This window comes from Prevotella amnii DSM 23384 = JCM 14753 (assembly GCF_000378745.1).
Taxonomy (GTDB): domain Bacteria; phylum Bacteroidota; class Bacteroidia; order Bacteroidales; family Bacteroidaceae; genus Prevotella; species Prevotella amnii.
This window is the reverse complement of sequence record NZ_KB905269.1, coordinates 100096-122718: the sequence shown is the minus strand read 5'-3', so window position 1 is coordinate 122718 and position 22623 is coordinate 100096. Positions and strand designations below refer to the sequence as shown.

21 protein-coding genes and 2 pseudogenes are annotated in these 22623 nt (G+C 39.3%); 7 read left to right on the top strand and 16 right to left on the bottom strand.

Annotated elements, in window-relative coordinates:
• Window positions 1-254, top strand: a pseudogene (locus F596_RS11425) (IS4 family transposase); the annotation flags it as partial.
• Window positions 255-345: 91 nt separating this feature from the next.
• On the opposite strand, the gene F596_RS0102995 reads toward F596_RS11425, so the two are convergent.
• From F596_RS0102995 to F596_RS12120, 5 genes are all read right to left on the bottom strand, one after another.
• Window positions 346-1353, bottom strand: a complete 1008-nt coding sequence (locus tag F596_RS0102995; protein ID WP_231551782.1) for a carbohydrate porin — start codon at window positions 1351-1353, stop codon at window positions 346-348.
• A 23-nt stretch (window positions 1354-1376) separates the two neighbouring features.
• Window positions 1377-4019, bottom strand: a complete 2643-nt coding sequence (gene mgtA / locus F596_RS0102990) for a magnesium-translocating P-type ATPase (RefSeq protein ID WP_019035811.1) — start codon at window positions 4017-4019, stop codon at window positions 1377-1379.
• 261 nt (window positions 4020-4280) lie between these two features.
• Window positions 4281-5651, bottom strand: coding sequence for a HAMP domain-containing sensor histidine kinase (locus F596_RS0102985; protein ID WP_019035810.1), 1371 nt, complete (start codon window positions 5649-5651; stop codon window positions 4281-4283).
• Entirely contained in the window at window positions 5648-6352 is a 705-nt protein-coding gene (locus F596_RS0102980; RefSeq protein WP_008446737.1) for a response regulator transcription factor, read from the bottom strand. The genes F596_RS0102985 and F596_RS0102980 overlap by 4 nt, the downstream gene beginning before the upstream one ends.
• A gap of 406 nt (window positions 6353-6758) precedes the next feature.
• Window positions 6759-6932 (bottom strand): hypothetical protein, encoded by a 174-nt coding sequence (locus tag F596_RS12120; protein ID WP_238292647.1) that lies wholly within the window; start codon window positions 6930-6932, stop codon window positions 6759-6761.
• 128 nt (window positions 6933-7060) lie between these two features.
• Here F596_RS12120 and F596_RS12270 point away from each other — a divergent pair.
• A pseudogene (locus tag F596_RS12270) lies at window positions 7061-7839 on the top strand (IS30 family transposase); the annotation flags it as partial.
• 231 nt (window positions 7840-8070) lie between these two features.
• On the opposite strand, the gene F596_RS11415 reads toward F596_RS12270, so the two are convergent.
• From F596_RS11415 to F596_RS0102955, 3 genes are all read right to left on the bottom strand, one after another.
• Window positions 8071-8238 carry a 4Fe-4S binding protein gene (locus tag F596_RS11415; RefSeq protein WP_019035809.1) on the bottom strand — a complete coding sequence of 56 codons (168 nt, stop codon included), beginning with the start codon at window positions 8236-8238 and terminating at the stop codon, window positions 8071-8073.
• Window positions 8239-8508: 270 nt separating this feature from the next.
• The gene (locus tag F596_RS0102960) at window positions 8509-9351 is read right to left on the bottom strand and encodes a bifunctional metallophosphatase/5'-nucleotidase (protein WP_019035808.1); all 843 of its coding nucleotides are present in this window, start codon (window positions 9349-9351) and stop codon (window positions 8509-8511) included.
• Between the two features lie 108 nt (window positions 9352-9459).
• A complete protein-coding gene (locus tag F596_RS0102955) occupies window positions 9460-10230 on the bottom strand; it encodes a 5'-nucleotidase C-terminal domain-containing protein (protein WP_019035807.1) in 771 nt (256 codons plus the stop codon).
• A 217-nt stretch (window positions 10231-10447) separates the two neighbouring features.
• Here F596_RS0102955 and rplS point away from each other — a divergent pair, with 217 nt between their 5' ends.
• Window positions 10448-10807 (top strand): 50S ribosomal protein L19, encoded by a 360-nt coding sequence (rplS, locus tag F596_RS0102950; RefSeq protein WP_008446613.1) that lies wholly within the window; start codon window positions 10448-10450, stop codon window positions 10805-10807.
• Between the two features lie 72 nt (window positions 10808-10879).
• Here the strand turns inward: rplS and F596_RS0102945 are convergent, their stop codons facing one another.
• A complete protein-coding gene (locus F596_RS0102945; RefSeq protein ID WP_008446513.1) occupies window positions 10880-11164 on the bottom strand; it encodes a hypothetical protein in 285 nt (94 codons plus the stop codon).
• 108 nt (window positions 11165-11272) lie between these two features.
• Window positions 11273-11647, bottom strand: a complete 375-nt coding sequence (locus F596_RS0102940) for a RidA family protein (RefSeq protein WP_008446611.1) — start codon at window positions 11645-11647, stop codon at window positions 11273-11275.
• 152 nt (window positions 11648-11799) lie between these two features.
• Here F596_RS0102940 and F596_RS0102935 point away from each other — a divergent pair, with 152 nt between their 5' ends.
• A complete protein-coding gene (locus F596_RS0102935; RefSeq protein WP_008446598.1) occupies window positions 11800-12981 on the top strand; it encodes a phosphoribosylaminoimidazolecarboxamide formyltransferase in 1182 nt (393 codons plus the stop codon).
• A gap of 25 nt (window positions 12982-13006) precedes the next feature.
• Window positions 13007-13192, top strand: coding sequence for a hypothetical protein (locus F596_RS0102930; protein WP_019035806.1), 186 nt, complete (start codon window positions 13007-13009; stop codon window positions 13190-13192).
• Between the two features lie 62 nt (window positions 13193-13254).
• On the opposite strand, the gene pgeF is transcribed toward F596_RS0102930, so the two are convergent.
• The 4 genes from pgeF to hpt form a co-directional block, all read right to left on the bottom strand.
• Window positions 13255-14037: a peptidoglycan editing factor PgeF gene (pgeF, locus tag F596_RS0102925; RefSeq protein WP_019035805.1), complete on the bottom strand. Its 783-nt coding sequence runs from the start codon at window positions 14035-14037 to the stop codon at window positions 13255-13257.
• The gene (obgE, locus tag F596_RS0102920; RefSeq protein WP_019035804.1) at window positions 14030-15196 is read right to left on the bottom strand and encodes a GTPase ObgE; all 1167 of its coding nucleotides are present in this window, start codon (window positions 15194-15196) and stop codon (window positions 14030-14032) included. Before obgE ends, pgeF begins: the two co-directional genes overlap by 8 nt.
• A gap of 126 nt (window positions 15197-15322) precedes the next feature.
• Entirely contained in the window at window positions 15323-15895 is a 573-nt protein-coding gene (locus tag F596_RS0102915) for an adenylate kinase (RefSeq protein WP_008446593.1), read from the bottom strand.
• The gene (gene hpt / locus F596_RS0102910; RefSeq protein ID WP_019035803.1) at window positions 15895-16434 is read right to left on the bottom strand and encodes a hypoxanthine phosphoribosyltransferase; all 540 of its coding nucleotides are present in this window, start codon (window positions 16432-16434) and stop codon (window positions 15895-15897) included. Before hpt ends, F596_RS0102915 begins: the two co-directional genes overlap by 1 nt.
• An 89-nt stretch (window positions 16435-16523) precedes the next feature.
• Here hpt and F596_RS0102905 point away from each other — a divergent pair, with 89 nt between their 5' ends.
• Complete coding sequence (locus F596_RS0102905; protein WP_019035802.1) at window positions 16524-18041, top strand: bifunctional ADP-dependent NAD(P)H-hydrate dehydratase/NAD(P)H-hydrate epimerase; 1518 nt, start codon at window positions 16524-16526, stop codon at window positions 18039-18041.
• Between the two features lie 80 nt (window positions 18042-18121).
• Here F596_RS0102905 and F596_RS0102900 read toward each other — a convergent pair whose 3' ends face one another.
• Both F596_RS0102900 and gdhA read right to left on the bottom strand, forming a co-directional pair.
• Window positions 18122-18805 (bottom strand): septal ring lytic transglycosylase RlpA family protein, encoded by a 684-nt coding sequence (locus F596_RS0102900; RefSeq protein WP_024992607.1) that lies wholly within the window; start codon window positions 18803-18805, stop codon window positions 18122-18124.
• 76 nt (window positions 18806-18881) lie between these two features.
• Window positions 18882-20225 carry an NADP-specific glutamate dehydrogenase gene (gdhA, locus tag F596_RS0102895; RefSeq protein WP_008446709.1) on the bottom strand — a complete coding sequence of 448 codons (1344 nt, stop codon included), beginning with the start codon at window positions 20223-20225 and terminating at the stop codon, window positions 18882-18884.
• Between the two features lie 586 nt (window positions 20226-20811).
• Between gdhA and F596_RS0102880 the strand changes: the two genes are divergently transcribed.
• The gene (locus tag F596_RS0102880) at window positions 20812-22617 is read left to right on the top strand and encodes a MutS-related protein (RefSeq protein ID WP_019035799.1); all 1806 of its coding nucleotides are present in this window, start codon (window positions 20812-20814) and stop codon (window positions 22615-22617) included.
• Window positions 22618-22623: the final 6 nt, after the last annotated feature.

Sequence of the window (22623 nt, the reverse complement as noted above, 5' to 3'; positions counted from 1 at the left end):
GATACTTCTATGGCGAGAGTGCCAACGCCATCAAGATACAGATTTGGGGCACACTCATTGCCAATCTATTACTGTCACTGCTGCAAAGCTCATTGCGGAGGCGGTGGAGTTTCTCAGGGCTGGCTACTATGGTGCGCATTGTACTTATGGAATACCTCAACATGAATAATTTATTCAACATGCCAGATGCCGACATGAAACTCATGCTTGAAGCAGCGGCTGAATCGCCACCAGAGGTACCAGAAAATGAATAAGGGGGCTTGTCGCTAACATGCTGTCATCCGAACTATTTTGTCTCAATGAGTTGGAATAAGGATTTCTATGTTTAGCGGACAGTAATAATTTTTAAAAGTGACAATACATCCGAAACATTGCGACAGCAAAGTCGCCTTGGTCGTTTTTAATGTATTGCAACACTGGCTGCACACTCACAGACTTGCTTATCTGTTTTTGACACGTCAGCTCTATCGACCCTTCCTCTCCCTGCTTGAAATGAGCATACTGTAAGGATATTCCAGCGTTCATCTTCCTTTTGTTATACACGCATCCTATTTCGGCATACCGATGACAGCCCGCGTTGACGTCGGTGTTCTCTGAATATTGAGCCATGAGGTTAAGACTTCCGTCATGATAGGTTCCAACATTCTGTTCGGCATATATCCACCAAACTGCGCTCGCCTTTTGGCGACACTCAGCCATACTTCCATACTTCATATTGGCGACACGCGAGGCAGAATGATAAGCCGCACCCACAAAATAGGACGAGTGATGAATGCTGTACTTGAACTCTGCCACGTCAAAAACGCCATCATTTTTAGGATTGAGCGTAAACGGCAGATTGTCGTGCGTCCAACCATTATATCCTCTTCCGTTGTATAAAGCATTCCTAAACCTATACGCTCCCTTATGAGCCTCAAAAAAGAGCGTAAGCCCACTCATAGGATAGTTGGCGATGGGATAGCTTGCGGACAGCGTGGGAAAGATTCCACACGAGCTATTTGTGAAAAGAGCTGTACAGTCAGAGGTGAAGAAATCTTCGTTCACATTTCGCACGCCAGCAAACAGTTTGCAACGCTCCCATTCTTTGGTGTACCCCAACAGCGCGATGGCCGCCAAACAATTTTCTTCTTCTATGTTAGAAAACGTTTGATAATCATTGACGATGTTTCCATGCGCTCTCACTATATGAATAGTCGCAAGGCCGAAGGATGAATGCCGCCCCATGGGTATGCTTGCCTGCAGCCTGAGCAAACTTACAAGATTGCACTTTCCGCTCTTTGCGCATTGCCACTCGGTAGTATATTGCCCTGACACCTTTTGCGCAAGTCCTATGTAATGAACGGCGCAGCCCATCACAAATAACAACACTCTTGCTTTCATAACCACCTTTTGTATTTACGTATATATAAGACCTTGACACCTTGTGTAAGCAAACAATAACAGAACAAAATAGCCAACAGCCAGGGAAAATAATTCCAAGGCAACGGCGTGAAACCTATCGAAGCCCCCAAGTTGGTGAAGGGCATACAAATGCCAAGAACCATGATGGCGAAAGTCATGAAGAGTACTGGCCACGACGCGGTGCTTTGCACAAAAGGAATTTTGCGCGTGCGTATCATGTGAACAATGAGTGTTTGCGAAAGCAGACCTTCCACGAACCAGCCTGATTGAAACAAAGATGCCATGCCCACACGGTCGCAACCAAACATCCACCACATAAGGGCATAGGTCGCGATATCGAACACAGAGCTGATTGGACCTATCAGTATCATGAAATGACTGAGGTCTGAAGAATCCCATACTCGTGGTTTGCTCAAATAGTCTTTGTCCATACGATCAAAAGGAATGGTAGTCTGTGAAATGTCGTACAGCAAATTTTGTATCAGCAAATGTATCGGCAACATGGGCAAGAAAGGGAGGAAAGCGCTCGCCACCATGACACTGAACATATTGCCAAAGTTAGAACTGGCTGTCATCTTGACGTATTTGATGATGTTTCCGAAAGTCTTTCTTCCCTCTACCACTCCATCTTCAAGAACCATCAAGTCTTTCTCAAGTAAGATAATGTCGGCACTTTCTTTTGCTATGTCAACAGCCGAGTCTACCGAAATGCCAACATCCGACTCTCTCAATGCCGCGGCATCATTGATGCCATCGCCAAGGAATCCTACCGTATTGTTTTGTTTCTGCAAAATTTGGATAATTTCCACTTTCTGCATGGGCGTAAGTTTAGCGAAGAGCGTACCCTTTTGCACGGCCGCGCTTTTCTCCTCGTCAGTCATTTCTCTCAACTCGCCTCCCGTGTACATAATGGTAGAATCGATACCTACTTGTCTCGAGATAGTTCTTACCACCGCGTCATTATCTCCAGACAACACCTTTATTTCTATCCCATGCGAATGAAGTTCGTAAATGGCTTGTGCGGCAGACTCCTTTGGCGGATCAAGAAAAGCAAGGTATCCTATGAGAACCATCTCGCACTCGTCTTCAACCTCAAAGTTATTTTCCTTATCCAAAAAAGTCTTACGGGCCAATGCTAACACTCGCATGCCTTTGTTGTTCATGTCTTCCACTATCCGCATGGCTCGTTGCTTTAGGCTGTCTGTGAGTGGTTTCACCTCTCCATCCGTTTCCGCATACGAGCAAATGGAAAGCATTTCCTCCACGGCACCCTTGGTGATGATTTGCCGTTTTCCTTTGTTATCCTCTACCACGACCGACATCCGCCTGCGCACAAAGTCGAACGGTATCTCGTCCACTTTGTGATAATTGTCGCTCAACGTTTCAAGCTGTAACTCTTTTACATGTGAAAGGATGGCGCAATCCATGAGGTTCTTAAGGCCCGTCTGGAAATAGCTATTGAAATACGCGTGCCGCAAAATTCTGTTATTCACATCCTCCGTTCCGTCGGCATTTATATGTTGTTCCAACACGATATGGTCTTGCGTCAGCGTGCCCGTCTTGTCAGTGCAAAGCACATTCATGGCGCCAAAGTTCTGAATGGCGTTCAAATCTTTGACAATCGTCTTTTTGCGAGACATCTTTAACGCCCCTTTGGATAGGTTGGCGCTCACTATCATAGGTAACATCTCTGGCGTAAGTCCCACCGCAACCGAGATGGCAAAGATGAAAGCTTGCATCCAGTCGCCCTTTGTGACACCATTGACCAAAAAAACGAAAGGCACCATAAATAGCATGAAACGTATGAGCAACATACTCACTTTCGTGATACCTCTGTCAAAAGCTGTTGTTGCCCTATGCCTTACAACGTTCTTCGCAATAGTCCCTATATAGGTGTCGTTTCCTGTCGCGAAAACGACACCTTTGGCGGAACCGCTCAACACGTTAGAGCCCATGTAGCAAATATCCTCGAGTTCTATCTCGCTTCTGGAATGTTTGCTTTCTTCTTGTATGGAGCAAAACTTTTCCACGGCATCTGATTCGCCCGTCAACGTAGATTGACTTACGAACAAATCTTTAGCCTCAACAATACGCATGTCCGCCGGTATCATGTCGCCCGCCGCCAACATCACGACATCGCCCGGCACCAAGTCTTCTATGGCAATCTCACCAGTGTCATTCAACCGCTGCACGTAACAAGTGTTGGTGACCAGCTTTTGAAGAGCCTCACTCGATTGGTTGGCCTTCCATTCTTGCCAAAAGCGCAAGATGGCGCTCAGCACAATCATGGTTGAGACGATAATGATAGAAGTCCAATCCTGCTTGCCATGCGGCGCCGTGAGCACGTCCAACACGAACGATATGGCTATCAGCACCGTAAGTACGCCTACAAAGGGATTGATAAAAGCTTTGACAAAAGTGACTAGGGGATTCTTTTTCTGTTCATGTATCACCTCGTTCTTTCCATATACAGACTGACGTTTCTCAGCTTCTTCCTGTCGCAATCCACATGTCGTGGTGTTAAGACAATAGAACACGGCATCTACCGGCTGCCGTGCAACCTGAAACACCTTGGGCGCATTGAAAGAAACGTGAACACGTTTTGTTCTCTTCCACATATTATTAACATTTTAATGGGTTTATACTCCGTTCGTTCATTTGCGATGCAAAAGTAATCTTACTTTTGCATATGGGGTATTAGAGAACTATTAGAAAAATATTAAAATTTAATTAGAAACAAATAGGGTTGCTTCTATAGATTACCACCGTATATGGTAATTAATTTTCAAGAAATACGTTTTGTTATCTTTCAGTTTCTTTTTGTGGAGAAAAAATAAGTGCCACGTCTGACAAAGCCGATTTACAGGACACGCCTTGTTTTAAACGTGCAAAAGCTTGACCATGAAGGTGGTGCCAGAGCCTCGTTGTGAGTGAACTGCTATCTCGCCCCCATGCAGCAATATAATCTTTTGTGTAATAGCCATGCCTATCCCATGTCCTTCCACTATTTTCTCATCCTCCCCTCGATAAAACAGGTTAAACAAATTTCTCTTGTCAATGTCGGTCATACCCTTCCCGCTATCAGACAGTCGAATGATAGACCATTCTTTCCAAAAGGATATTTGAACAGACGACAACTTGTTATCCGAGTATTTACAATTGTTCTCTATGAGATTAGAGAAAGCGATACTAAGTAAGTAAGAGTTGGCATTGACGGTAACGCAACGTTCATCATCGCTATCCTCTTCATCAAATATCAATTCTATGCTATAATCGGGATGACTACGGAGTATAAGTGTTCTTACATCAAGTAGAATTTCATCAAGCCTAACCTCTTTCATGCTGATTTGCTCACGCTGATAGTCAGCCTTTGCCAAATTGAGCAACCCATCAATCAACCGGCTCATGCGCTTGGTATCGTGCAAAACATTTTGCATTGCTTCTACATACTGCAACTCTGTTCTGCGTTTTTGCAAAGCCACATCCAACTCCGTGGTTATGGCTGCTAATGGATTGCGAAGCTCGTGGGCAACATTGCTGACAAACATTTTTTGTGCTTCGAACGACTTTTCCAACCGTTCGAGCAAGGCATTAAACGCTATGGCCAGTTCTCCCAACTCATCATTAGCACATTTCACAAACAAACGGCGGTCTATATGTTTGGCTGTAATGTTCTGAACTTCTTCCACGATTCTCCGTATGGGATTCAACGACAAACGGGCAAGAAGATAACTCACCACAAAAAGCAGACTCAACCCTATGAGAAACAACAGAAAGAGCGTTTTGCGCAACTCAACCAAGTTGGCGTATCCATAACCATCGTAGGCGGCAGCAGTAATGACGTATGACTTTCCCTTGAAGCGATATATCATGCCAATGCTCTGATAAGCACCCTCGTAAAAGGCTATTTGCTTCTGATGCAAAATTGCCCGTATCATGTCAGGTGTTTCTTTAACAATGTCGCTTTGTATGGCATCGTGGTAAAGCATCTTGAACTTCGGAGTATATACCGCCACCTCTACTTCATCAATAAACTTACGGTTATTAAGGTAAATAGATTGCATGGTTTTGGCATCAGTCTGTCCTGCCAAGAACAAATGCGCCTTGGTCACAGCCTCACTCCGCAACCGCCTGAAGAAAGTCTCGCTACGCGCTTGTTCACTCAAGAGATAGACCATGGTCAAGCACAACAAGAATACGGTTGCCGTTATAGCTGTATATTTTAAAGTTAGAGCAGTACGTATTTTCATAAAACATGCTTATCAGTCAGCACAAAACCTATGCCAGGCTTGGTATGTATGAGCTTTACGGGAAAACTCCGGTCTATTTTTTTTCTTAGATAATTGATGTACACATCTATAAAGTTCGTGCCGGTGTCAAAATGAGTGCCCCAAACCTTTTCCGCAATTTCTGTTCTTGGGATAATTCTATCGGCATGCAGCATCATATATTTCAATAAGTTATATTCCTTAGGCGTTAGTTTAATGGCGACACCACCTCGTTTACATTCATGCAGATTAGGGTTTATTTGTAAGTCAGCATAAACGATGTCAACCGCATTCCCCTCACTTTCGTATATCTGGCTGCTGTTGCGCTTCAACAATACCTTCATGCGCGCCACAAGTTCACGCAAGTCGAAAGGTTTTACCATGTAATCATCCGCCCCCACGTCAAATCCCTCTAATTTATCATCAGTAGTACCCAAAGCAGTCAGCATGAGAATAGGCACATGTTTGTTTTTCGTCCGTATCTCCTTGCATAAATCAAATCCATCAAGTTTTGGAAGGATGATGTCGGATATTATCAATTTGAAGTCATACTTATTGAAGAGCTGCAAACCCATCATTCCGTCATAGGCCACCATTACCTCGTAACCGTGTTCCTCTATACCCACCTTCAGCAAATCTGCAACTCTTTGTTCATCTTCTACAATGAGAATTTGTGGTATCATACTTAATGGATGAATTAATTCGACAATTTATTAAATACGCAAACATTATACATATCATTATATTACATGATGATGATGCGAAACGATGCAAGGCAGCGACAAAGCCACTTCGCCCAGATAACAACAAAAGGCACAACATGTGCGGATGTTACAGAATCTTTATCTTTCCAACAGAAACCTACAATACAGGCATATGCGTCCTTAAGTCAACCAACGAGTACAAAGATAATCATTTTGTGCGGATTAGACAAGCATTACTTGTACCAACATAAACTTATCCATGATAACAGCCTTTGATGAATAACAGAAACAACAGTCGTGAACATACCTTTTTTCCGCCTCTATGTTCTCTCGGAAATCCTTGAAATCATACAGAGAATATACTTCGATGACTCCATCTTCTGACTTATTGATAAAGACGATTTAGCCTCTTGATATCTATCAAATTGGTGTTATGGGACGAGGACATAAGCAGACTACCTTCCGATGCGTGAATAAGATCGAGAATAAAGTCTGCCAATCGGACGTGCGACCCCACGTCAAAATTGCCCAGCATAATATCCGATCTGTTCTTAACCACATCCAAAAGTCGAATTAAGATTTGGAAAAGTTTCCTTGTGCTATTGGACTCTTCCGGAAAAAAAACAACCGGCAATACAAACAAAAAAAGGAGACCTCTGTCTCCCCAAGATTAATTAACTTTGTATTGTGAAATATCATCAATTAACCTCGGAGCAAAGGTCGCAAATTTTAGCCTTACTCCAAAAGAAAACAGGGAGAAAAGAGATTGCCGCAATCGTCGGCATCAGTCAGTCAACACTTTCACGTGAAATCAAACGCAACAGCACGCCATCAGGAAAGTATATTTGGACAAAGGTGCACGATATGGCTATGCAGCGCAGAAAGAGAACGGTAAAGAACGCCAGGCTCTCCGACGAATTAGTCTGGAGGATTAAGGAATATATCACCAACGGCCAGTGGTCTCTACGGCAAATATCAGGTTATCTGCGCAAGAATGATGGGATAAAGGTGTCCCACCAATCCATTTATAATATCATTCATAATGATACGGGAACTTGCCAAACACACAAGGCATAAGATGAAATATAGGCATCGTCCCAAGGTGTGGACATCTTCCAATTAAAGACAGGTTGAGTATCCATGAAAGAAGTAAGGAAGTTGACGGGAAGATATTCAGAGATTTTGAGATGGACTTAATCGTAGACCCTGACCAACATGCTATACTCACACTGGTAGAGAAATCCACCAATATGCTGCTTATGCAGAAACTGCCATTTGGGAAGCAGTCAAAGCCTCTGGCAAAGGCGGTCAGGAAACTGTTGCTGCCATACAAGGACATTTTGAAGACCATTACAACAGACAACGGACCTGGATTTGCGGCACATAAGGACATTACCAAGTTCTTAGGCGTGCCCGTATACTTCGCCGATCCATATTGCTCATGGCAAAAGGGAGCTATTGAGAATTATTACTGTCCGCTAAACTTTTGGGTAAGATACAAATTCAGGGCTGACACTTCTCACGAGGTATCAGCCCTTTTTGTTATCTTTGCTTTTGTTCCCAAACTTAGATAACATGGGCTAAAGTACACATTTCTTCGGACAGTAATGCTTTTTTTAGCATATAAAAAAATAGCAAGCCTCTAAAGAGACCTGCTATAATGAATTTTAAACAGTAACTAAGTATATATCCCCTACTTATGGAAGGCTAATAGCCTCACTTGGGCAAACACTAGCGCATGTGCCACACTCTGTGCAAGCATCAGCGTCTATTACATACTTCTCACCTTCAGAAATTGCCTCTACTGGGCACTCATCAATACATGTACCACATGCAATACAATCGTCACCAATAACGTAAGCCATAATTAATTTATTTAAATTGTTTTATATTCATATCTCGAATAGGTCTGTTATACCTACTTTTGATGATGCAAAGATACGAATAAAAAACTAAATACCTAAAAATGATGATTAAATTAAATGAATTTAGACACCATAAAAATAAAGCTCTATCATAAAAGAGTGCATAAAAAAGGCTTAAACTCTAATCTTTTCTTACATATACTCATGTTAATCACTCTCAAAAAGTATATTAAGATTAAAGTTTAAGCCTTAAATATTTAACTTCAATAACTACTTATTAGCCTTTTTCATATCTACCTCTATTCTTCCTATATATATACCCGACTTTCCGTTTTGGTCAGCACCTACCATCTTGCCGCTAAGGTCCTTAACATATTCCATTTTCTTAAGAAAAGTATGCGAATGACCTCCCAAGACAATGTCAATACCTTTTGTTGCCCCTATCAACTTCATTTCATTATCTCCTTCTATATTCCAGCCTAAATGAGATAAACAGATAATAAGGTCGCATTTCTTTGCTTTAAGCTCATCTATAGCTTTTTGTGCAGCCTTAACAGGATCTATATATTTAAGTGTACCATAATTTTTTTCTGATATAAGACCTTCCATCTTCGGACTTAACCCAAACACTCCTATCTTTAAGCCCTTCCGTTTTATTATAACATATGGCTTAACTATCTTTTCGAGCTCTGTACCTGTAAAATCGTAATTAGCACAAACAAAGGGGAATTTAGCTTTCTTAAATAGTCGGATCATGTTGTCCATACCGAAATCGAACTCGTGATTACCTATCACAGCTGCATCATAACGCATGAGATTCATTAGTCCTATCTCAACATCTCCTTTAAACATTGTGTAATAAGACGAACCTTGTGAGAAATCTCCACTATCAAACAATAGTAAATCTGGATTTTTCATACGCTCTTCCTTTACTAAATTAACACGACGTACAAAGCCTCCGCGACCAGCACGCAGAGTATCTGACATGTTAGGATTAAATGGATAAATCTGACTATGTGTGTCGTTAGTATGAAGTATTACCAACTTCTTATTCTGTCCAAAAGCAAAAGCTGCCACAAATAGCATGCTAAGCAATAATATTCTACCTTTCATTATAATCTCAATTTATTATTTACAACACCTATCAAACCTCTATACCTTTATAAAGAAGTCTGTATAGACCTTATTATATAACGATCTTTTAAAAAAATACTTTCCGTTTTATTCCACTATGATTCTACCCTCCAGCTTAGCATCTACTATCTTATGCTGAGCTGTAGCAGCCTTAAAATAATCCATTATAATAAAGCGAGTATTATTACTTACTGCCGAAGGTGCATTAACATTAGTTTTAGCCTTAAATGCCTCTAATTTGTCATTACCTTCTGCAAGATAATCTAAAGTTGCTATACGATAAGAAGCCTTAGGATCTATTGCCTTACCATGCAGCATAGCACTCTTCAACTTGTGATCTTTTGTGAAAACCAATTCTACCCCACGACTAACAGCTTCACCTCCAGTATGAGCCATCTCACGAAAAAGCTGTAACACCTTTTCTCCCGTCAAGGTTAAAAAGCATATCTTATTCTCAAAAGGAGCAATATCCAGAACATCTCCATAAGTAACCTTACCGCGTATTAACGCCGCACGAATGCCACCCATGTTGTAAACTCCAAAGTCTACCTTTTCATTATATTTCTGTGCGCCCCATACCATAATATCAGCAAGCAAGTTAGACAAATCGCTCTCTGGACGATGAGCAGTCATGTCGTGAGCTACCTCGCCTACTACAGGCCCCATGATGCTATCTACCTGATGCTTATACTTTGCCATAAAGAGCTGTGCCCCTTTATCAGGATTAACATCATAACGACTATCTACAAGAAGCCTTGTCCTTTTAAGACCTGCCAGCTCGTAATGAGTACTAACACAACCAGTACCTATAAACAGTACTGATAACGCTAAAAAACAGCTATGCTTTAACTTATTCATATTATTTATTTTAGTTATACTGCAAAGATAACAAATTTAAGTAAAAACTAACAATCCCTACCATTATAATTAACAGCACACAGCATAAAAAAGGAATAAGACTTGTAAGGTCCAAAAAAAAGCTATAACTTTGCAACGATTTTAACGTAACCGCTGATTATGGACGAGTCATGTATTATGTTGCGTTATACAACAAACGATTAAACATTCAATAAAAATGGATTTAATTAAAGTTGCTGAAGAAGCATTTGCTACTGGCAAACAGTTTCCTGAGTTTAAGAGCGGTGACACTATCACTGTAGCTTACAAAATCATTGAGGGTAACAAACAACGTATTCAGCTTTATAGAGGCGTTGTAATAAAGATTTCCGGGCATGGTGAAAAGAAGCGTTTCACTGTCCGCAAAATGTCTGGAACTGTAGGTGTAGAACGTATCTTCCCTATAGAATCGCCTAATATCGATTCTATCGAGGTAAACAAACGTGGTAAGGTACGTCGTGCTAAGCTTTACTACCTTCGTAAGCTTACAGGTAAAGCTGCTCGTATCAAGGAAAAGAGAACTGTTACAACAGAGTAATCCTTCTATACTAAAAAAAATAAAAAGGCTGGAAAATTTACATTCCCAGCCTTTTTTATATTTCTAATATAACTAATCGTTATAATTCAAATCGCCATCATTATCACCATGCAAGGCTTTTTTGAGATCGGTCCAGCTTTGGAAACCTGCTAACAAAGCAAGCCTATCAAGAGTTTTTGCAGAAGGACGCTCTAATATAAAGCTCTTATCCCATATCCTACGAAGCGACTTTATACTTAAATTTATACCCAACTTATCAAACTTAGCTGAAAGCTCATTAAGCTCACGCCTCATATGCAAACTATGCGAAGCAAACTTTTCTATCCTATTTGTAATAGCTCGAAAACCTTTTTTCATATTTTTTACTTAGCAAAACAATATTATTGATAAGCACAAAGATAAACAAAACCAATAAAGATAAGCTTTTCTTAATACATATTTACCTCTTTTTAAAGTATTTGCCTCCTATCTTACAGCTATACATTCTACCTCTACCATAGCATTTTTAGGCAAGGTCTTAACTGCTATTGCCGACCGTGCGGGAAACGGCTCTTTAAAGAACTGTGCATATACCTCATTCATATCAGCAAAATAGCTCATGTCTGAAAGATAAACGGTAGTCTTAACTACTTTAGATAAATCTAACCCTGCTGCACACAACACAGCTTTTGCATTAGTTATCGACTGACAGGTCTGCTCTTTTATGCCACCTTCCACAAAAACTCCTGTGGCTGGATCAATAGGCAACTGACCACTACAAAAAACCAATCCATTTGCTTCAATAGCCTGACTGTAAGGCCCCACTGCTGCAGGAGCCTCATCTGTATGTAATACTTTCATATTAAAAAAAATAACAATTTATACTAAAGCAAAGTTACAAAACATTTTTTAATATACACAATATTCTATTTCCTTTAATGAGAAATAAGATAATTAATTAGAAAAATAGTAACTTTGTAAGCAGTTATAAACATATTCCATACATAAGCGATATGAAAGAATTAGCACTCAAATACGGATGCAATCCTAATCAGAAGCCTTCACGTATATATATTGAGGAAGGCAATCTCCCTATTGAAGTTCTTAATGGCAAGCCTGGCTATATCAATTTGCTTGATGCGCTTAACAGCTGGCAGCTGGTAAAAGAACTAAAAGCCGCGACAGGAATGCCGGCAGCAGCATCATTCAAACATGTTAGTCCTGCAGGAGCTGCTATAGGAATGCCTCTTAGCGATATTCTTAAAAAGATTTATTTCGTTAATGATATCGACTTTGAGCTTACTCCTTTAGCAAATGCCTATGCACGAGCACGTGGAGCAGACAGAATGTGCTCTTATGGCGATTTCTGTGCACTTAGCGACACCTGTGATGAAGCTACAGCATTGCTCATAAAAAGAGAAGTAAGCGATGGAGTTATTGCTCCAGGCTACACACCTGAAGCATTAAAGATACTTAAAAACAAACGTAAAGGCACCTATAATATTATAAAAATAGACCCAAGTTACAAGCCTGCACCCATCGAACACAAACAAGTTTTTGGCATTACTTTCGAGCAAGGTAGGAACGAAATAAGGTTAGACGACCCTACTCTATTTGAAAAAATACCTACTAAAGCAAAACATTTCACACCCGAAGCTATCAGAGATCTTACCATAGCACTAATAACACTTAAATATACACAAAGCAACTCTGTATGTTATGTTAAGGACGGGCAAGCTATAGGTATAGGAGCAGGGCAACAAAGTCGTATACACTGCACACGATTAGCTGGTAACAAAGCCGATGAATGGTGGCTAAGACAATGTCAAAAGGTTTTAAACCTACCTTTTAAAGATAATATTCGCAGAGCCGATCGCGACAACACTATCAATGTATATATATCTGATGAATATGAAGACATACTACAAGAAGGTGTTTGGCAAAAATTCTTCACAAAGAAGCCAGAGCCTTTAACTCGTGAAGAGCGTAAGGAATGGATAGCCAAAAACACAGGAGTATCACTCGGATCAGACGCTTTCTTCCCATTTGGAGACAATATAGAACGAGCACATAAAAGTGGAGTAGAATTTATTGCACAAGCAGGAGGAAGCGTGCGCGATGACAACGTTATTGATACTTGTGATAAATATGGTATCACAATGGCATTTACAGGAGTAAGGTTATTTCATCATTAATAAAAAAACACTTTAATTGCAACAAATGGAAGATATAGATAAGATAATAGAAGGAGGTATTACCTTTAAAAAAACTTATAAAAACAAGCAAGATGACAATAAAATAAAGACAAAAGCAAAGAAAAAGAAATATATTACAGGGGCACATGGCTCTGGTAGTGCTAAACAAAAAGCAAAATATCGGCAAGCAAGAGCCAATAGACACAAATAAGAAAACACACTTATTTTTCTGCTACAACTTAATTAAAGAAGTAGGCTTTTCAGATAAAAACCCTACTTCTTTAATATAATACCGGTATAAATCGTGCCGAAATTTTCTTTTATACGTCTTGCCGAAAAATAATCTTCATAGTTATCATAAGTACATATTCCCGACTGGAATATATTATTAGGTTTCACCCCCAAGGAAAGAAGCTCATACTCATTAGCTAAAGGCAGGTTAATATGCCACTTTTCATAAAACTTACTAACCTTATCCATATCGAAATTAGCCTCAGCAAACTGGTTATACACTTCCTGACCAACCTCAAAATTCTTTAAAGATATACATGGTCCAATAACAGCCTTTAAGTATTTAGGGGCAGTATTATAAACATTCATCATAGAGTAGATAGTCTTCCTTACTATATGCTTTACTGTTCCTCGCCAACCTGCATGTATAGCAGCAGCTGCATGATGAACAGTATCATATAACAACACAGGTACACAATCGGCAGTATGCACACCTATACAAACACCTTGTACATCAGTTAGCAAAGCATCTGATCCTTCAAGAATCTGCTTTTTTACCTCTGTAGGCAATAAGAAAAACTCTTCTGCTATCATTCTGCTATCGGTACCATGCACCTGATGCTGACGAATAATTCTTTCTTTAGGCACATTTACCTCTTTGGCAACAGCCTCTAAATTAGCCTCTACAGCTATTGGGTCGTCTCCACGATAAGCATTTATATTAAGAGTGCCAAAGGTTCCTTTACTTTTTCCGCCATGCCGTGTAGTGGAAAAAGCAACAACTTCCGAAGATATATTATAATAATGTAATAAAGGTTTACTCATCTGTATACTCAAAATCGTCTAACTCGTCTATTTCTTCAGTATCTTCTCTATCTTCCGTTTCATCAAAATCGGCTCCTTCTGCCTGTAACTCTTCAACAAAACACATCATGTCTTTATCACGATGCACAAGAGTATCTTCTGAAGTAATCTCACGCAACTTATTACTTTCAGAGTTTAATTCTTTCCATAGAATATCTTTTAATTCTTCTATTCCTTGTCCTGTTACAGCTGAAATAAACACTACAGGAAGATCTTTTGGCAACGTTTCTTGAAGCATTTCGATAAGCTCTTCATCTAACAAGTCGCTCTTTGTTATCGCAAGAACTCTATGCTTATCTATCATTTCCGGATTAAACTGCTTTAACTCATTAAGTAAAACCTCATACTCTTTTTTTATATCATCAGTATCACCAGGTACCATAAAAAGCAAAAGAGAATTACGTTCTATATGCCGGAGGAAACGAAGACCTAAGCCACGCCCTTCACTTGCCCCCTCTATAATTCCAGGTATATCTGCCATTACAAAACTATGATGATCTCGATAGCTAACAATTCCTAATGAAGGCTCCATGGTTGTAAATGGATAATTAGCTATCTTTGGCTTAGCAGAAGACAGAGAAGACAGTAATGTCGATTTCCCTGCGTTAGGAAAACCCACCAAACCAACATCAGCTAAGAGCTTCAATTCCATTATAACCGTCATCTCCTGCATAGGTTCTCCTGGCTGAGCGTAACGCGGAGCTTGATTAGTAGAAGTGCGAAACTGGAAATTACCTAATCCTCCACGACCACCTTTTAATAACAATACTGTTTGCCCATCGTATGTAACATCACAAACAAACTTACCCGTTTCGGCGTCATATACTACTGTGCCACATGGCACATCAATATATACATCTTTACCATCTGTGCCATGACACTTATCCCTGCCACCATTACCTCCATGCTCAGCATAGATATGACGCTGAAACTTTAAATGAAGCAAGGTCCAATAATTATGATTACCACGTAGGTAAACACTGCCACCTTTACCACCATCGCCACCATCAGGGCCGCCATTGGGATTATACTTCACATGACGCAAATGCATCGAACCTCTACCACCCTTGCCAGAACGACAATATATTTTAACGTAATCTACAAAGTTTGAGTCCGCCATAAAAAAGGAAATAAAAAAAGAATAAATAAAAAATATATTCTTATATAATAAAAAAAAATGAGAGGATAGAGCGTTCTGGAATATAATCCTTTACTCTCACCTCTCAATATCTATCCAGTATTATTTTTATAGTGAGTCTATAACTGCTTTAACTCTTTCGAAAATATCATCAATAGAACCTAACCCTTCTACATGATGATGAATATTTTCACCTTCATACCAATCTATAAGAGGAGATGTTTGTGTGTTATAAACTTTTAAACGCTTCTTTATAGTTTCTTCATTATCATCAGAACGACCACTCTGCTCGCCACGAAGTAATAAACGCTTCATAAGCTCCTCCTCGGGAACAAATAGCTCTATCATTGCAGCTATCTTATGACCACGCTCTGCAAGCATTGCTTTTAACGACTCTGCCTGTGATATAGTACGTGGGAAACCATCAAAGATGACACCCTTATGATCTTTGCCAAATGTATCATAAACACTTGCAAGAATGTCTACCATAAGCTCATCAGGTATTAACTGGCCGTTATCTATATACCCTTTAGCCGTCTTGCCTAATTCTGTACCTTTCTTAATCTCACTACGAAGCACATCTCCTGTAGAGATATGACCAAACCCATACTCCTCAATCATCTTGTCGCTCTGAGTACCTTTACCAGCACCGGGAGCACCAAAAATTACAATATTTTTCATTATTCTTGTACTAATGTATATATATCTCTTAAATTCCTACCTTGCTGATCATAATCCAAACCATACCCCACTATAAAGTCGTTAGGTATTTCCATAGCAACATACTCCACATTCAATGGCACTGACAGCTTACCGGGCTTAAGAAGCAATGTACAGATATGCAAACTACGAGGATTACGTGTGCCCAACGTTTCTAACATACGCTTCATTGTAGAGCCTGTGTCTACAATATCTTCCACTATAATAACATCACGGCCACTAATATCTTCGTTCAAACCTATCACTTCCTTTATCTTTCCTGTAGAAACAGTCCCTTCATAAGATGCTAACTTCACGAAAGAAATCTCACTCGGTATGGTTATGAAGCGAAATAAATCAGCTGCAAACACAAACGAACCGTTTAACACTGCAAGAAAAAGCGGATTTTTGCCATTCATATCTTTATTTATCTGTTCCGCAACACGCTTTACCTGTTTTAAAATCTCTGCTTCTGGAATAGATATATCAAATGTTTTATCTAAAATAGTTACTCGGCTCATTCTACTTAAATATTTATTTTTTGCAAAATTACGAAAATAATGACAAACTATCCTATTAGAAAACATTATTTTAGTAATTTTGCGATTATATGAAGATATTTACAAGTACTCAAATACATCAGTTAGATAGATATACCATAGAAAGGGAAAATATCAAATCTATAAATCTTATGGAGCGCGCTGCTAAAGCTGTTACTAACACCATTACAGAGCGTTGGAGTAATATAACACCTATAGTAGTCTTTGCAGGCCCTGGAAATAATGGCGGAGATGCCTTAGCCGTGGCTCGTATGCTTGCTACACTTGGATATAAGGTTAATACCTTTCTCTTCAATATTAGCGAAAAGCTTTCAGAAGACTGTCAAGCTAACAAGCTACAACTACTTAATAGCAAGGCGGCTAAAGACTTTGTAGAAGTAACAACGCAGTTCGACCCTCCCGAACTGACTGAAAACACTTTAGTAATAGATGGCTTGTTTGGTATAGGACTTAACAAACCTTTAGCTGGAGGCTTTGCTTCTTTAATAAAATATATCAACCAAAGTCCTGCAAAAATTGTAAGTATCGACATACCCTCAGGCTTATTGGCTGAAGACAACTCATATAGTGTGAGAGCTAATATTATCCATGCACACCTCACATTAACCTTTCATCAGCCTAAACTATCATTCTTATTTGGTGATAATCAAACTTTTTTAGGAGAAGTAAAGATACTTGATATACGTCTTAATAAGGATTTTATCAAAACAAAAGATGCAAGATTTTCCATTATAGAAGAAAATGAGATTAGGCCACTATTACTTTCGCGAGACGATTTTGCCCATAAAGGCACTATGGGCAATGCCCTTATAATAGCAGGAAGCTATGGTATGGCAGGAGCAGCTATCCTTGCATCACGTGCTTGCCTAAGAGCAGGCGTGGGTAAAGCCACGGTACATTCGCCAAAAGCTAACTATGCTATAATGCAAACAGCAGTGCCAGAGGCCATTGTACACCTTGACCACGAGGAAACTGTCTTCTCAGAACCTATCGATACTGATGGTTTTGATGCTTTAGCTATAGGTCCTGGAATAGGAGTTTTAGAAAACACTGCCATTGCCTTAATATCTCAAATAAGAAAAGCACAATGTCCGATTATTGTTGATGCTGATGCTCTAAACTTATTAGCAAACCACCGTACATGGATGCAGCAACTTCCAAAAGGCATTATCATGACTCCTCACCCAAAAGAGTTCGACCGCCTATCAGGAGTACCTACTAACAACGACTATGAACGGTTAATGCGAGCATCCGATCTTGCTAAATCTCTTCAGGGATACATCATATTAAAGGGCCATCACAGTGCGTTATGCTTACCTAATGGTAAGGTAATATTTAATAGTACTGGTAATAGCGGTATGGCTACAGCAGGCAGTGGAGATGTATTAACAGGTATCATCACAGCCCTCTTAGCACGCGGATATTCTCAAAAGAGCGCATCTTTGGTAGGTATGTACTTGCACGGATTAGCAGGCGACTTAGCAGCTAAAGAGATAGGGAAAGAAAGCCTTATAGCAAGCGATATTATTAATTACCTGCCTAAGGCTTTTAAACGTTTAGAAGAGTAAGAATACTAAGCTATGTAGTAGCTTCCTCTTAGGTGTAATATACCATTATCCCTATATAACACATATATAGGGAACACTATCTATTCAAATATACCTGTTACACCATTTTTTATCTTATTAAAGAAGTCTGTCCACGACTTACTTGCTCCTTCTTTCGAAGAACTTTTCATTGTTTCTTGCTGCTGATACCGTCTAAACGCCTTGTTTTTATTATAGCTTACAGCAGCCTTCCGTGATAAGCCTTTAGTATTCACCTTACGCTCCACCTCTTCAGGCTTATCGTCTTTAGCCTTTTCCCATTCTGGAATAAACTCATAACATACTCCTGCTAAGCCATATTCCACCTCTGGCACCTCTATAGTCTTATCTATATCCGGACTTGGATAAGGTATCTCTGTCTTATTTCGCATCACCTCGATACGCACATATCCTACACCACTCGATATTATACCCAAAGCCCGAGCTGCTGCATAAGAAAGATCTATTATACGCCCACGCACAAAAGGACCACGGTCGGCAACACGCACAGTAATGGTTTTACCACTTCTGGGATTTGTTACCTTTAAACGAGTACCAAAAGGGAGCGTTCTATGAGCACAAGTAAAATCATTCTTATTATAAACCTGCCCATTACTCATCCTTCTGCCATGAAGGTTATTACTATAATAAGAGGCTTTACCACTTGTTTGCCCTTTGCAATGGGTAGAAGTGATAAAGCCTATAAATAACATTATTAATATTAAGAGAGATCTGATTTTTTTCATAACATATTATTTCCCATTCTCTCCTTAAATAAATGCCCCCTCATACTTTTAAGAGAGGGGGACAGGAGAGAACTTTTTATATAACACCTTGCTCAAGCATTGCCTCAGCCACCTTCATAAAGCCTGCTATATTAGCACCCTTTACATAGTCTACAGTACCATCAGGCTGTGTACCAAACCTAACACACTGCTCATGAATGCTCTCCATTATCCAGTGTAGCTTAGCATCTACCTCTGCAGGAGCCCAGTTTAAATGAGCTGCATTCTGTGTCATTTCAAGGCCAGAAGTGGCTACTCCACCTGCATTTACTGCTTTACCGGGAGCAAATAGCACACCATTCTTTTGGAAGAAATGAATGGCACCAGGCTGACAGCCCATGTTAGAAACCTCGCAGCAGCACCAGCAACCATTTGCTTTAAGCTCCTTTGCATCGTCTTCACTTAACTCATTTTGGAAAGCACATGGCAAAGCAATATCACAAGGCACGCTCCAAGACTTCTTACCTGCAGTAAACTTAACCTTGTCTGGGAACTTAGTAGCCATATCCTCTACCTTATTACGATTAGAAGCACGCATTTCAAGCATATAGTCTATCATCTCTGTTGTAATACCCTCTGGGAATTCGCAAACACCATCAGGACCAGAAATAGCTACAACCTTACCACCTAACTCCAAAGTCTTTAAAGCAGCACCCCATGCTACATTACCAAAACCAGAAAGAGCAATCTTCTTTCCCTTTATCTCCTTACCAGCTTTCTTTAACATGTGCTGAGCAAAATAAAGAGCACCGTAACCAGTAGCCTCAGGACGGAAGAAAGATCCTCCCCACGTAATACCCTTACCTGTTAATACTCCTGTGTGATATCTACGCGTAAGCTTCTGATACATACCGTTAAGGTAACCTATCTCACGACCACCTACACCAACATCGCCTGCAGGAATATCCTGATCTGGACCTATATTATGGCGCAACTCTAACATGAAGGCTTGGCAAAAACGCATAATTTCTGCATCTGATTTGCCTACAGGATCAAAGTCGGAACCACCCTTACCGCCACCCATTGGTAACGTTGTTAGAGCATTCTTAAAGGTTTGCTCAAAACCTAAGAACTTAAGCATAGAAGGAGTTACTGCCTTATGGAAGCGCAAACCACCCTTATAAGGACCTATCGCACTATTAAACTGAACCCTATAACCAAGATTTGTCTGCACTTTACCTGCATCGTCTATCCATGTTACACGGAATGTAAATATACGATCCGGCTCCACCATTCTCTCTATAATCTTAGCTTTTTCAAACTCTGGGTGCTGGTTATAAACCTCTTCTATCGATTCTAAGACCTCTTGTACTGCTTGTAAGTACTCTGACTCGCCTGGATGCTTTTGTTCCAAGCCTTGCATAATTTTTTTGACTTCCATAGTAGCTTATATTTTTATTGTTTATGTTAGTTATATCACTATGTCAAAATGATGCAACAAATGTATCTAATAAAAATTGAACCACCAAGAATTTTATCAAAAAAAAACATGCCCTTACCTTTACAAAAAACACTTATTAGTATTCATAAAAAAGATAATTATGACGCAAAATAACAAAAAAAATATCACTAATGCAACCTAAGCAGGATAATACAAACCTTTATTTTATATTTTTGTTGAAATTTAAAGAAACTATGACAGATAAGAAAACTATAAGTTTTAACGCTTTTTTCACCTAACCTTGATGCTCTAAAACCTGTTCACTCGTCTTTTACATAAACAAACCATACTAAGCGAAAAGGGAGGGGCTTATATAGAAAACCTTTAAGCTATCAGCAATAGAAATGATTATATACTAAAACAATATTAGCTTATTATGAAGAAAAAATTGCTTATCTTTGCAAGAAAACCTTAAAGGGATATTACAAAACTACAAAGGCAAGATATATGCCGATAAGAAAACAGAAAAGAAAACAAAGCCATAACCTCATTTAGGCTATAAAAATCTTTTAAACTCATTAAAATTATGAACAAAACATTAAATGCTTACTATAAAGAGCAAATACTTAAGCTAAAAGAAAACATAACGAGCTTAAAAGCAAAAAACACCTCTTACATCATTTGCGAGATAACTACATTTATCGGCATAATAGCTTTTATAGTATTATACATATTATATACCAACAGCTTATGGAACTTATTAGGAAGTGGGATATGCTTGGCTCTATATATATTAACACGCTATTATGACGGGAAAAACTCTGAAAATATAGAAAACCTTACCTCTCTAAAAAAGACATATCAGCAAGAAGTGGATTATTTTAACGGAGACTTCTCATGCTTTGACCAAGGTAACAAATATATAGATGCCAACCACCCCTTTACGCTTAACATAGACATCTTTGGAAATCAATCACTCTTCCAACGCATAAACAGATGTATTACTACCACAGGAGCCGATTATTTAGCAGCATGCCTTGCTGAAGAAAACACCGAAAGTAACAAAATATCAAAAATAAAACAAATAAAACAACGAACACTAAGCATAAAAACACTATCTGCCGATGAGCCTCTTATCACACAGTTTAAAGCCATAGGAGCATCAAAAACCATAGATACTAACGCTATAAAGATGATGTTAGAAAAAATAAGCCAGATAAACGTACCACGCCTCTTTTCTTTTACACCCTTTACATGGCTAAGACGCATTAGCTTAGTGGGCTTCTACATCGCTATACTATGCTCATTCATGGGATATTGCTCTTTTTCCATACCTATTACTTGGGCGGTAACTAACTTTTGTGTGTCCTTTTTCGCTTCCTACCGCTATATAAAGCTCGTCAACAACGCCTTACAAGGCATACTAAACAACACAAACAGCTACCTTAGGATAATACGCCTCATAGAAAATGTTAATACAGACAAAGCTGAAGAACTAAAACAAATAAAAACACACCTTATCGGGGCTTTGAAGGCTTTTGAATGTATACAGAGACTTTTACAAAAGATAGATGGTAGAAGTAATGAGTTTGGAGTGGTACTACTAAACACACTAAAGCTAACAGACCTTTCTATATTATGCTCCTTTGCTAACTTACAAGCTAACATTAAGCTAAACACTGAAAGCTGGATAAATGACGTCAGCACCTTTGACGCTTTGATAAGTATGGCAAACTTCAGACTAAATGAAGACAAAGCCACCGATGCCAACATCGTACAGAGCAAAGAAGTAGTGTTTAAAGCTGATAACATATATCACCCTTTCTTAGGAGAAAATGCTGTAAAAAACAATTTTTACATAGAGCCACTATCATATTACATAATAACAGGAGCTAACATGGCAGGCAAAAGCACCTTCCTACGCACTATAGGCATTAACTATATACTGGCTATGAACGGACTACCGGTCTTTGCAGATAGCCTAACAGTATCTATTTTCCACCTCTTTACAAGTATGCGCACTACAGATGACCTTGCTAAAGGAATATCATACTTTAACGCTGAGCTACTCCGACTAAAACTTCTCATATCATCTCTACAGCCAACAATGCCAAACCTCATCATTTTAGACGAAATACTTAAAGGCACTAACTCGCTTGACAAACTTAACGGCTCACGACTATTCTTAGAATATGTAGCTAAAAGAAATGTTACAGGCATCATTGCTACACACGACTTAGAACTATCTAAAATGGAAACAGATAAACGCTTTCACAACTACTGCTTCGAAATAGAATTAGGAAATAACATTACTTACTCATACAAAATAACAAAAGGAGTGGCACGAAACCAAAACGCAACCTATCTACTTAAAGACATACTAAAAGGATAATAACAT